Here is a 12,962-nt window from a genome sequence, read left to right on the forward strand (position 1 = left end):
CAAATGAGGACACGTCCTAGTCTCGATCACTTAACATGAATGACCAAATTTTAGCTTTTACTTTTAGAGTAATGCTGTTGCCATGAGGTGTATATAAACGACCCTGTATCAGATCCATCACATCATTAATCCGATTATTTATCTTTCTAAATTACACATACAACATGGTCGCAATTGAAGAGCTAGATTGCGAATTAGTTTTAATACCTACCACATATCCCTTTGTAAAATAAAAGATTTAATTGAAAATCCACCTTATTGGTATTGTGTAGTCTTACATATCTCGTAAATTTTCAGTTTGCTTTTTAAGTCAACATTTAGCGCTTTTTAGGATGAATAACACTAGGCTGCATGTGCTCGAATTTAAAAAATTTCCAAAGCTTTAACAGGCAAAATACGCTAAACTGAGCGCAGTTTTTTATTTATTCTTTTCCGGTCTCTCTATTTTATGAATACCTCTTCACGTTTAAGCAATTATTGGGTCACCTGTGCCGATGGTCTGGAAACCTTATTAGAAGAAGAAATCAAAGGTTTAGGTGTTCAGGATATTGAACGTTTCCCAGGTCGTCTGACCTTCAAAGGCACGCTTGAAAATGCTTACCGCATCTGTATGTGGTCTCGTCTGGCTTCTCGTGTCCTGATGCCAATTCATACGCATGAAATCGAATTCTCACACGATGCGCGTGATGTTGCAGAAGAGCTTTATGAAGGTGCGATGAGCTTCGACTGGTCACTGATTTTTGCACCACAAAGCACCTTCGCAATTCGTCTGCATGTTGAACGTGATATTAAGGTCAACACCCAGTTTGCAACTCTACGTGCCAAAGATGGCGTCGTCGATTCCTTTATGGAAGCTGTGGGCAAGCGTCCAAGTATTGATACCAAACAGCCAGAAATTACTATGTACATTCTGGCCGGTAAAAAAGAACATACTTATTGTTTAGATTTATCTGGTGATTCACTGCATAAACGTGGCTATCGCCGCTTTATGACTGAAGCACCAATCAAGGAAAATCTGGCGGCTGCGATCCTGCAAAAAGGCGGCCTGAAAGACATCAACCCGGATATTGTGGTTGATCCAATGTGTGGTTCAGGGACGTTTATTATTGAATCACTGATGATTCTGACTGACCGTGCCCCGGGTCTGGTGCGTCGTTTCGGATTTAATGGCTGGAATGGTCATGATCATGAATTATGGATGGGTATTAAAGCTGAAGCGGCTGAACGCCATAAAGCTGCGCTAGAAAACCCATTACCAAAATTCTATGCTTTCGATGCAGACTGGGAAGCGGTGAAAGCCACTAAACAGAATATTATTGCGGCAGGTTTTGAATCAGCCCTTGACCAGATCAAGATCGAAGAGCGTACTTTATCCGACTGGCCAGATTTCCAGGCTGAAGGCAAGAAAGTCTTCTTTGTGACGAATCCACCGTACGGTGAGCGTTTAGGTGATAAAGCCTCTAACCGTGCCTTGTATCTGGGTCTGTCTAACCTGCTGCAAAAGAATTTCCCGAATCAGAAAGCGGCAGTCATTGCTGCTCAGGTGGAACAAGCCGATGTCTTGGCGTTCAATGATCCACAAATTCTGCGTTTAATGAACGGTAAACTGCCAATCTATATCCGTTTCGGTACTGTAAAACCGGCAGCAGTCACACGTCCTTTCCTGGAAAGCTGGCAGCCGCAACAATTCGAGCCGATTGAAGGTGCGATGGAATTTGCTAACCGTCTGACCAAGAATATGCAAACCCTGAAAAAATGGGCAGTAAAAGAAAATATTCACTGCCTGCGTTTGTATGATGCGGACTTGCCGGACTTTAACGTAGCAGTTGATCTATACGGCGAACGTCTGCATGTTCAGGAATATGCACCACCGAAGAAAATTGATCCTGAAAAAGCCAAAAAACGTTTCAATTTGGCCCTGCAGGCGATTCGTGCCGTGACCGGTTTGGGCCGTGATGCGATCTTTATAAAGACCCGTGCCCGTCAGGAAGGTAAAAACCAGTACACCAAACAAAGTACCGCGTCTAAACGTTTTATCGTACAGGAAGGCCAAGCCAAGATTCTGGTCAACCTGACCGACTATCTGGATACCGGTCTGTTCCTGGATCACCGTCAGATGCGTTTGCGTATTGCCAAAGAAGCCAAAGGTAAGCACTTCCTGAATCTGTACAGCTACACCTCTACCGCGAGCTTACATGCAGCTTTAGGTGGTGCAGCGAGTACCACCAGCGTGGATTTGTCTAATACTTATTTAAACTGGTCAAAAGAGAACTTTGTTCTAAATGGCCTGACTGTAGACCATGCCGATCAGCAACATCAGTTCTTCGCCTCTGACTGTTTCGAATGGCTGAAAGAAGGTCATGAACAATATGACCTGATCTTTATCGATCCACCGACATTCTCTAACTCGAAAAAATTCTACGGGACTTTCGACGTTCAGCGTGACCATGTCTCTTTGCTGAAGCGTGCCATGAACCGTTTAACCACTGACGGTACTTTGTATTTCTCGAATAACTATCGTGGTTTCGAAATGGATGAAATGATTGAAGGTTTATACGACGTGGAAGAAATCACGCATGAAACCATTGGTCCAGACTTCAAGCGTAATCAAAAAATTCACCGTGCCTGGAAAATTACTCATCCAAAAATGTAATTTGATATTGAATTAACTTCTTTCATTACAGCATTTTTCATTTCTCCCTCTGGGAGAAAAAGAAAGAGGGCGTAAATAATGATGAAAGAAGTGAAATGACATAAAAAACCCAGCCTAGGCTGGGTTTTTTGTTGCGAGGAAAACTGGTATTAGCTGAGTTTCAATTTTTCAAAGACCAGTTCGCCGCTTTCACCACGAACGACGATAGTATCACCAGGACCAAACTCACCTGCTAAGATGCTTTGTGCCAAGCCATTTTCAATACGTTGCTGGATCGCACGTTTTAATGGACGCGCACCATACAACGGATCGAAACCAGCTTCGATTAACTGATCGAAAGCACTGTCATCCACAGACAGACGCATATCGCGTTCTGCCAGACGTTGACGCAAGCGGTTCAACTGGATATCAGCAATACCACGGATCTGGTCTTTTTCCAGTGCATGGAACACCACCAGCTCATCAATACGGTTGATAAACTCTGGACGGAAATGTTCCGATACCGCATTCATCACCACAGTACGGACTTCTTCACGAGTTGCTCTATCACCCAGCTCACGGACATCTTGTGAACCCAAGTTCGAAGTCATCACAATCACGGTATTTTTAAAATCCACCACACGGCCTTTTGAGTCGGTCAGACGACCATCGTCCAGCACTTGCAGCAGAATGTTGAACACATCCGGATGCGCTTTTTCGACTTCATCGAATAACACCACGCTATATGGTTTACGGCGCACCGCTTCAGTCAGCACACCACCTTCTTCATAACCGACATAGCCCGGAGGTGCACCGACCAAGCGGCTCACCGAATGTTTTTCCATAAATTCGGACATGTCAATTCGGATCATGGCATCGTCACTGTCGAACAGGAAGTTCGCCAAAGCTTTGGTCAATTCTGTTTTACCCACACCTGTTGGGCCTAAGAACAGGAATGAACCACTTGGACGGTTTGGATCAGACAAGCCGGCACGTGAACGGCGCACAGCATTAGATACAGCCACTACAGCTTCTTCCTGACCAACAACACGATTGTGCAGGAATTCTTCCATATGCAGCAGTTTATCACGCTCACCTTGCAGCATTTTCGCTACCGGAATACCGGTCGCAGCACTGACTACTTCAGCGATCTCATTGTCAGTGACTTTGTCACGTAGCAGTTTTGGTGCTTCGCTTTCTTCAGCCGCTTCAATGCGTTCCAGCTGTTTTTGCAGCTCCGGAATTACACCATACTGATAACGTGCTGCTTCAGCCAGATCACCTTCACGCTGGGCTTTTTCCAGAGCAATGCGAGCCTGATCCAGTTTCACCTGAATGTCTTTGTTGCCTGCTACCAGCGCTTTATCGGCACGCCAGATTTCTTCCAGTTCGCTGTACTCTTTCTCTACAGTGGCAATCTGCTCTTCCAGGTGTTTCACTTCGCCCTGCGCACCAGAATCTGCATCTTTTTTCACCGCTTCAAGCTGCATCTTCAGCTGAATCAGACGGCGTTCGAGTTTATCCAGTGCTTCAGGTTTAGAATCCAGCTCCATTTTGATACGGGATGCTGCTTCATCAATCAGGTCAATGGCTTTATCCGGCAATTGACGGTCAGTGATGTAACGATGTGACATTTTCGCCGCAGCAATAATTGCTGAGTCCAGAATCTGCACACCATGGTGAGTCGCATAACGGTCTTTCAGACCACGCAGGATCGCAATGGTGTCTTCCACGCTTGGTTCATCCACCAGCACTTTCTGGAAACGACGCTCTAAGGCTGCATCTTTTTCAATGTACTGACGGTATTCATCCAGAGTCGTTGCACCGACACAGCGTAATTCACCGCGCGCTAATGCAGGTTTCAGCATGTTACCCGCATCCATAGCACCATCACCTTTACCGGCACCGACCAATGTATGCAGCTCGTCAATGAACAGGATGATTTCGCCTTCATGTTTAGCCAGATCTTTCAGAACAGCTTTTAGACGTTCCTCGAACTCACCACGATATTTGGCACCAGCTAACAATGAACCCAAGTCCAGTGACAGAACGCGTTTGCCTTTCAGGCCTTCTGGAACTTCACCATTGACAATACGTTGTGCCAGACCTTCGACAATCGCAGTTTTACCGACACCCGGTTCACCGATCAGTACCGGGTTGTTTTTGGTACGGCGTGACAGCACCTGAATCGTACGACGGATTTCATCATCACGACCAATCACCGGGTCAAGTTTGCCTGCCATGGCACGTTCAGTTAAATCAATCGTATATTTATTCAGTGAGTCCCGTTGATCTTCATGATTATTGCTCATGACTTTTTCATCGCCTCGAATTTGATTAATAACCTGTCGTAAATTTTCAGTTTTTACGCCAACACTATTTAATAAGGTTTTGGTGGCACCCGTTTCTGCAAGTGCCAGTAATACCCAGTCTGTAGACAGGAACTCATCTCCTGCTTTCTGTGCATAACTGTCCGCAAGATGCAGAGCTTTGGCTGCTTCCTGACTGATATTGATATCGGCAGAGGGATTACCGAGCGTAGCTACATTATTTAGCGCAGTTTGTACTTTGCTTTGCAGTTCACGCAGGTTCGCTCCTGCCTGTTGCAGCAAGCTCACATTCGATGCTTCTTCCATCAAGGTGGACAAGATGTGAATCCCTTCAACGGCAGCATGATCCTTGCTCATTGCCAGAGATTGCGCATCGGAAAGGGTTTGCTGTAAGCGATTGGTAAATTTCTCAAAACGCATTCTTGTTATTCCTCACAACAAATTTTCTACTTGATAAATATATGGGTGCTGGAAATAAAATTTCAAATAATTTTTTTATTTATTTTTCAAAAACTTAATTTAATAATGGACAGAGTTATCAGTATTAATATTGGTATTCCAGGAAAATATTTCAAGTGAGCGAAAGTAGAATTTTTAAAGTGAAGATCAATAATTAATATCTGATTTAATTGACTCTGCTATTTTTCGGCTGGGTAGAAAATAGAGAAAGACTTTTAGTGCGGTTGCAAGCGTCCTAGTAATCGCAATACTGCACTCAAACCATGTTCTGTTTGTATCAAGGATCTTGGCGTTTGCTCATCCAAAAGCTTGTTAGGCGAATTGATAAACTGGCGCATCCAGCTCAAGTCTCCACCAGTCAGACTAAATAATGCCTGATAGATATTGATTAAAGTTATTGCTCTTTTACCTGCGGTAGTATCTGGTTCTAATTCTTTTTGATTTATGATTGACGATAATTCTGCTTTAGATAGATCCAGAACTAATGCAAGCTCAAATTCTTGCAATTGCAACTGTTCAGCGAGATTGAATATTGCTATAGCTAATACTTGGGATTTAGAAATATCCGTTTCATTATTCATTTTTGTCAAATTCTATTGATGAATCTTGTTTTGATTATGCTGCCTTTATCCTTTTCTTGCTATATTGTTTATCATTAAATTTGATCCTTTATTGAAACAATAAATACCCTCACTTGGAGGGCATTTAAAGAGAACAATTAAACGATTATGGTGCCGGATTGGGCTGCTGACGGTGAATCACTTCAATGCCCTGCAAGACTTCTTCAGACAGATTCACGTCAAACGCCTGAATGTTTTCTTTGAGCTGATCCAGATTGGTCGCACCGATAATGGTACTGGTCACGAAGAACTGCTGTTTAATGAAAGCCAGTGACAACTGGGTTAATGTCAGGCCATGCTGCTCAGCCAGTTGTGCATATTGCTCGACGGCCCACTCGCTTTCCGGATTGCTATAACGGCTAAAACGAGAGAATAAAGTCACACGTGCATTGGCTGGACGTGCACCATTGCGGAATTTACCAGTCAGATAACCAAATGCCAGCGGTGAATAAGCCAACAAACCCACACCTTCATATTTGGCAATTTCCGACATGCCAATTTCATAAGTACGATTCAGTAGGCTATATGGATTTTGCACGCTAACAAATTTGGACAGTCCCAGTTTCTCTGCCAGATGCAGGAACTTCATGGTGCCCCAAGGGGTTTCATTCGACAGGCCAATATAACGGATACGACCCTTCTTAATTTCGTCATGCAAAGCCGTCAGGGTTTCTTCCAGATTCGTTACGGCACAATCATCTGCAGCTTCTGCATTGCCATAACCCAGCTTGCCAAAGAAATTAGTCGCACGCTGTGGCCAGTGCAATTGGTACAGATCGATATAATCAGTTTGCAAACGTGACAATGAATTATCAATTGCTGATGCAATTTCCGAAGCCACGAACTTAGTCTGACCATCACGGATATGGCTCCCACCTTGCGACGGACCCGCAATTTTCGAAGCTAAAAACAGTTTGTCACGACCACCGCGTGAAGCAATCCAGTTACCAATAATGCGTTCAGTTGCACCCTGCGTTTCTGCCTTAGGTGGCACTGGATACATTTCTGCGGTATCCCAGAAATATAAACCTTGATCCAAGGCATAGTCTAATTGCTGAAAAGCCTCTTCCTGAGTATTTTGCTCACCAAAAGTCATGGTGCCCAAACAGATTTCTGGCAATAAGATTCCCGTATCCGCCAATGGTCTGAATTGCATAAAAATGTCCTTTAAGTTTATCTGTTATTTATCAAGAGCAAGTGTGCTATAGCCTATCGGAATTATAAGACGGACTTAAATCATCTTTTCTAACAAGCTTGTGCCAATTTGTTATGTTCTAAATCAGGCTGAAATTTTTAAACAGGAATAAAAAAAGCAAACCCGAAGATTTGCTTTTTATCGTGCTTTTGGCTTATTCGTCTTCGAACTCGCCAGCACCCAGTGCTTCAGGTTCTTCCAGCGATGCATCAAAAATCAGAATCGCCTTACCATCGGTTTCAATCATGCCCTGTTCTTCTAGAGTTTTTAGAACACGACCGACCATTTCACGTGAACAGCCTACAATACGGCCGATTTCCTGACGGGTAATACGGATTTGACGACCATTTGGCAAGATCATCGCTTCTGGCTGAGATGACAGGTCAATCAGACAACGCGCAATACGACCAGATACATCAATAAATGCCAGGTCAGTCACTTTACGTGTGGTATTTTTCAGACGGCGAACCAGCTGGGCAAAAACTGCATAGCTTAGGTCTGGATATTGTTTGCTAATTTCATGAAAGTTTTCATAGGTAATTTCAGCAATTTCACAGACATCACGAGTACGCACTTCCGCAGTACGCTGTGGATTTGCTTCGAAAAGACCCATTTCCCCAAAGAAGTCTCCCGCATTTAAATAAGCTACCACAATCTCACGTTCATCATCTTCACGAAGAATGATAGACACAGACCCCTTCAGAATTAAATACAGAGATTTAGATTCTGACCCTGCATCCACGATCGTGGTACGTTTTGGATAGCGATTGATATATGCACGTTTTAATAACGCTTTCACTGATACAGGTAGTTGCCCCGGCGAAAGTGCGTCTGTGCTTAATTGTGAAAAGTTTGAAGTCATGCTTACAGTTCCGAATATGGATAATTTATAGATCGCACAAGACCTAATGTCAACTTGTCACACAGTGGGATTGAAATTCCTTATCAACCCAATTTATGTTAGTGTACAGTTACTTCGTAAATTTATAGCTTTTTTTAGGTAGTTGCAATGCAAACGAGTGTTCATTGGCTAGAGAATGTTGCTTTTGAAGCAAAAACTCAAAGTGGTCACAGTATCATCATGGATGGTTCACCTGAATATGGCGGTGAAAACCGTGGTCCTCGCCCAATGGAACTGATTTTAACCGGTCTGGGCGGTTGTGCTTCTTTTGACATTGTGACAATTTTAAAGAAAGCACGTCAGGAAATTACTGATGTTCGCTGTGAATTAAAAGCAGAACGCGCCGATACAATTCCTGCAGTATTTACCAAAATCCATCTACACTTTGTGGTCAGCGGTAAAGGCATCAAAGAGAAACAAGTCGCTAAAGCGGTAGAGCTTTCTGCTGAGAAATACTGCTCTGCCAGCAAAATGCTGTCTGATGGTGGTGTCGAAATCACCCACGATTTTGAAATTGTAGAAGTGGAATGATCCGCTAATTTCATTAAAAAAGCAGTCTTCGTGGCTGCTTTTTTTACGTCATTTTTTGAGTGAAATACTGCTGGTCATCTTCAAAAATCACCAGATTTTCAGGCAGTCTTAAAGCCCCAAGATGATGAGCATACTCAGCCTGTTGCTGTCGGTCACGATAACGCCTGCCTACTGAATAGTCCACACAGAATACATTCTGCTGCTGTCCAAACCATTGCAGGGCATCAATATGCTTAAACAGACCGGATTTTTCTTCGGTGGTTTTAAAGTTTCGCCAATAATGGCCAATCACGACAGGTATCGTATCTGTATAACACTCCCACCATGGCAAACGATCAATCATGCGCCAGCGTCCCCCTGCATAGACTGGACGTTGCGCAATTTTCTCTGCGCCTGAGCTTAAGGTACGAATCGGATTTTGCATCTGGTCGCGTAACTCTTTCTCAGCGATATATTTTAATAAGGGAATGCTAGCTGCTGGATCCTTGAATTGTCCTTGGTATTGCTGCTGTTCACTCTGGATATATTCATCAAAGCCTAACGTCTGCAACTCAAGCTCATTTTTCAGGACAAAATAATCATAAGCCTGTCTGATTGAATTAAAAGGAACAGATTTCAATTGTTGAATTGTCTGCGTATCCCAGCAAGCATGCACAATTCTTAAATGGGGTGCATCTAGAGCCAAAGGCAGGCTGTTTAGAAATTCTAGAATCCATGCACGATCCTGAATTGAAGCCTGAACTGAATCAAAAGTTTTGAGATCATCCTGATGCGGTGAACCAAAAAACCAGCCATTGCCTTCCCGTAGCGTATCGGTTAACAAGTTGATTTCATGATTACCTAGAATGCATTGCGCATTGCCATTTTCTATTAAGGTTTTAACCTGTCTGATGACAGCGATACTGTCTGGTCCACGATCACACAGATCCCCGACAAAAATCAGTTTACGCTGTTCAGAATGACGACCTTGCAGATCGTAGCCCAATACTTCTAACAATTGTTGTAGCGCGTCGATCTCACCATGAATATCGCCAATAATATCCACCGGACCATCAAAAGTCTGCTGTATGAATATCTGATTACTCATGGCTCTACCCTACCCAGGTCAATAAAACCTTTTTTAATATAGCGTTTATACTTTAAATCAATATAACAAGTTCAGAATTATTTTTTAATCATCTCGATCATTTAATCAAATGATGATAGATCAGAAACTTAACTGGAATGTCTTTTCTTCATTTCTTATCTAAATGTATATCTAAAAACAATAAAAAACCGGCGCCTAAGCACCGGTTTTATTCACTTTACGAGCTTTAAAGCTAGTACAGTCTGATTAAGCGTTTAGTGATTCAATGATTTGGTTCAATGTAGCACTTGGACGCATTACAGCATTTACTTTCGCAGGATCAACTGCATAGTAACCACCGATATCTACAGATTGGCCTTGAACTGCATTCAATTCGCTTACGATCTTCTCTTCATTTTCAGCAAGAGACTGAGCGATCGGTGCAAATTTCGCTTTCAATTCTGCATCTTCGTCTTGCGCTACAAGTTCTTCAGCCCAGAATTTAGCTAGGTAGAAGTGGCTGCCACGGTTGTCTAGCTCGCCAGTACGACGTGATGGAGACTTGTCATTGTCAAGCAATTTTCCAGTCGCAGCATCCAGTGTTTTCGCAAGCAGTTTCGCACGTGCATTGTTTTCTTTAATGCCCATTTCTTCCAGAGAAACAGCCAATGCCAAGAACTCCCCTAGAGAATCCCAACGTAAGTGGTTTTCTTCTACCAACTGTTGTACGTGTTTAGGTGCAGAACCACCAGCACCAGTTTCGTACATACCGCCACCTGCCATTAAAGGCACGATAGACAGCATTTTCGCAGAAGTACCCAGTTCCATGATTGGGAACAAGTCAGTCAGGTAATCACGCAGGATGTTACCAGTTACAGAAATAGTATCCAGACCGCGAGCAACACGTTCAAGTGTGTAACGCATTGCACGTACTTGAGACATGATTTGAATGTCCAGGCCTTCAGTATCGTGGTCTTTCAGGTATGTTTGAACTTTTTTGATCAGTTCGTTTTCGTGTGGACGGTACGGGTCAAGCCAGAAGATAGCAGGCATGCCAGAGTTACGTGCACGAGTCACAGCCAGTTTCACCCAGTCGCGGATCGGTGCGTCTTTCACCTGGCACATACGCCAGATATCGCCTTCTTCCACGTTTTGAGACATCAACACTTCACCTGTTTCAAGGTCAGTGATGTTCGCAACACCAGCTTCTGGAATTTCGAAAGTCTTGTCGTGAGAACCGTATTCTTCAGCTTTTTGAGCCATCAGACCAACGTTAGGAACTGTACCCATAGTACGTGGGTCGAAGTTACCATTCCATTTACAGAAGTTGATCATTTCCTGGTAAATACGTGCGAAAGTAGATTCAGGCATGACTGCTTTACAGTCGTAAGGTTTACCATCAGCACCCCACATTTTACCGCCAGTACGGATCATTGCAGGCATAGAAGCATCTACAATCACGTCGTTTGGAGAATGGAAGTTAGTAATACCTTTTGCTGAATCAACCATCGCAAGTGCTGGACGGTGTTCTTGACATGCGTGAAGATCTTCAATGATTTCTTCACGTAAAGAAGTCGGTAAAGATTCGATTTTTTCGTAAAGACCAGCCATACCGTTATTTACGTTAATGCCTAGCTCGTCGAACAGTTTACCGTGTTTCTCAAATGCATCTTTGTAGTAAATACGCACACAGTGACCGAATACGATCGGGTGTGACACTTTCATCATGGTCGCTTTAACGTGTAAAGAGAACAGAATGCCAGCTTCTTTACAATCTTCTAATTCTTTTTCATAGAAGTCGCAAAGTGCTTTTTTGCTCATGAACATTGAGTCGATGATTTCGCCATCTTGAAGCGCAACTTTTGGCTTAAGAACGATAGTTTCACCAGACTTGGTAATCAGTTCCATTTTCACATTACGCGCACGGTCTAAAGTCATAGACTTTTCACCATGGTAGAAGTCGCCTTCTTGCATGTGTGAAACGTGAGTTTGTGACCAAGGTTTCCATTCACCCATAGAATGTGGGTGTTTTTTCGCGTAGTTTTTCACTGCTGTCGGCGCACGACGGTCAGAGTTACCTTCACGAAGTACCGGGTTCACTGCTGAACCTAAGCACTTGCTATAACGCGCTTTAATTGCTTTTTCTTCTTCAGTAGTCGGGTTTTCTGGATAGTCAGGCAGTGCATAGCCCTTAGACTGAAGTTCTTTAATACATGACGTCAACTGAGCAACAGATGCACTAATATTAGGGAGTTTAATGATATTAGTATCTGGATCTTGGGTAAGACGACCTAATTCTGCCAGGTTATCTGAAACTTTCTGCTCATCGCTTAGATAGTCTGCGAATTCTGCAAGTACGCGTGCGGCTACAGAGATGTCTGTCTTAACAATCTCAACGCCCGCCGGCTTAGTAAAGGTCTCAATGATCGGCAGTAGAGAGTAAGTCGCCAATAATGGCGCCTCGTCGGTCAGTGTGTAAATGATTGTTGACTTTCCACCAGCCATATATAGCCCCTTGCTTTGGATTGAGTTTCTGATCATCAGGCTTTTGGCCTAATTTCAGCGAACCGGTTACTTAAATAAACTTTGAAAGTAGTGGTGCTGGTTGCACCTCAGTCAAAGGAATATCAATACATATTCAACTTTGCCTAAAAAATTCGTATAGATCGTCAGTGTGATTCACCGACAGCAGTATTCTACGTGAAAATGAACCTTTTTTCGAATTGGCACATTGCCAAACCATGTGATTTTTGCATTAGAAGGTTAATTTGCGAATTTTGCTTAATTTTACCAAAAAATATAATTTAAGCATTACAATTCAATTACTTAAATTAAAAATCAAACAAATTCACCTATAAACTTAAAGTGTGCTTAATTCAGTTTTTTGCCATCAATTTTTATCTACATGTTGGGTATCATGAAAATAAATTATCAATGACCGTAATTTCCATAAGTATGGGTTAAAAAGCGAATTGAAACAGATCTGTGCTTTCCTATCGAAATTTATGATCTGCACCTGATAAATTGATAGTTGATCCTGAAGGCTTAAGACAACCTAAATAATAGTCACCTTTCTACTCTTTCTTCAGTTTAAATTATGTGCATTTTTTTAATTACCTTTACAAACACTGGAAATGTATCTACCGTAATTCAAATAAAAAATTGGTTTTATTGGTTTAATAGGCTTTAGATGATGCCAGTACGTTGGTTTAATTAGGGTCTGTTGAC

Annotated in this window: 8 protein-coding genes; 2 read left to right on the plus strand and 6 right to left on the minus strand. The window is 42.7% G+C overall.

What is annotated here, in order from left to right:
- Positions 1-448 precede the first annotated feature (448 nt).
- Positions 449-2,653 (plus strand): bifunctional 23S rRNA (guanine(2069)-N(7))-methyltransferase RlmK/23S rRNA (guanine(2445)-N(2))-methyltransferase RlmL, encoded by a 2,205-nt coding sequence (rlmKL, locus tag B3143_RS04580; RefSeq protein WP_262735629.1) that lies wholly within the window; start codon positions 449-451, stop codon positions 2,651-2,653.
- Between the two features lie 149 nt (positions 2,654-2,802).
- On the opposite strand, the gene clpB is transcribed toward rlmKL, so the two are convergent.
- The 4 genes from clpB to crp form a co-directional block, all read right to left on the minus strand.
- Positions 2,803-5,382 (minus strand): ATP-dependent chaperone ClpB, encoded by a 2,580-nt coding sequence (gene clpB, locus B3143_RS04585; RefSeq protein WP_286739688.1) that lies wholly within the window; start codon positions 5,380-5,382, stop codon positions 2,803-2,805.
- 254 nt (positions 5,383-5,636) lie between these two features.
- On the minus strand, positions 5,637-6,002 hold the full coding sequence (locus tag B3143_RS04590) for an MbcA/ParS/Xre antitoxin family protein (RefSeq protein ID WP_005235031.1): 366 nt from the start codon (positions 6,000-6,002) through the stop codon (positions 5,637-5,639).
- A gap of 145 nt (positions 6,003-6,147) precedes the next feature.
- Positions 6,148-7,197: an NADP(H)-dependent aldo-keto reductase gene (locus tag B3143_RS04595; RefSeq protein ID WP_214001389.1), complete on the minus strand. Its 1,050-nt coding sequence runs from the start codon at positions 7,195-7,197 to the stop codon at positions 6,148-6,150.
- A 193-nt stretch (positions 7,198-7,390) separates the two neighbouring features.
- The gene (crp, locus tag B3143_RS04600) at positions 7,391-8,098 is read right to left on the minus strand and encodes a cAMP-activated global transcriptional regulator CRP (RefSeq protein WP_005235028.1); all 708 of its coding nucleotides are present in this window, start codon (positions 8,096-8,098) and stop codon (positions 7,391-7,393) included.
- A 147-nt stretch (positions 8,099-8,245) separates the two neighbouring features.
- Here crp and B3143_RS04605 point away from each other — a divergent pair, with 147 nt between their 5' ends.
- Positions 8,246-8,668 carry an OsmC family protein gene (locus tag B3143_RS04605; protein WP_004782528.1) on the plus strand — a complete coding sequence of 141 codons (423 nt, stop codon included), beginning with the start codon at positions 8,246-8,248 and terminating at the stop codon, positions 8,666-8,668.
- 43 nt (positions 8,669-8,711) lie between these two features.
- On the opposite strand, the gene B3143_RS04610 is transcribed toward B3143_RS04605, so the two are convergent.
- Positions 8,712-9,755: a metallophosphoesterase gene (locus B3143_RS04610; RefSeq protein WP_214001390.1), complete on the minus strand. Its 1,044-nt coding sequence runs from the start codon at positions 9,753-9,755 to the stop codon at positions 8,712-8,714.
- 246 nt (positions 9,756-10,001) lie between these two features.
- Positions 10,002-12,239: an NADP-dependent isocitrate dehydrogenase gene (locus B3143_RS04615; RefSeq protein ID WP_034170011.1), complete on the minus strand. Its 2,238-nt coding sequence runs from the start codon at positions 12,237-12,239 to the stop codon at positions 10,002-10,004.
- Positions 12,240-12,962 lie beyond the last annotated feature (723 nt).

The sequence above is a fragment of the Acinetobacter sp. UBA1496 genome (assembly GCF_002324975.1).
GTDB lineage: Bacteria > Pseudomonadota > Gammaproteobacteria > Pseudomonadales > Moraxellaceae > Acinetobacter > Acinetobacter variabilis.

Coding starts and splice junctions, on each gene's coding strand:
- B3143_RS04590 (WP_005235031.1), bottom strand. CDS start 6,002: ATGAATAATGAAACGGATATTTCTAAATCCCAAGTATTAGCTATAGCA.
- rlmKL (WP_262735629.1), top strand. CDS start 449: ATGAATACCTCTTCACGTTTAAGCAATTATTGGGTCACCTGTGCCGAT.
- B3143_RS04595 (WP_214001389.1), bottom strand. CDS start 7,197: ATGCAATTCAGACCATTGGCGGATACGGGAATCTTATTGCCAGAAATC.
- B3143_RS04610 (WP_214001390.1), bottom strand. CDS start 9,755: ATGAGTAATCAGATATTCATACAGCAGACTTTTGATGGTCCGGTGGAT.
- B3143_RS04605 (WP_004782528.1), top strand. CDS start 8,246: ATGCAAACGAGTGTTCATTGGCTAGAGAATGTTGCTTTTGAAGCAAAA.
- clpB (WP_286739688.1), bottom strand. CDS start 5,382: ATGCGTTTTGAGAAATTTACCAATCGCTTACAGCAAACCCTTTCCGAT.
- crp (WP_005235028.1), bottom strand. CDS start 8,098: ATGACTTCAAACTTTTCACAATTAAGCACAGACGCACTTTCGCCGGGG.
- B3143_RS04615 (WP_034170011.1), bottom strand. CDS start 12,239: ATGGCTGGTGGAAAGTCAACAATCATTTACACACTGACCGACGAGGCG.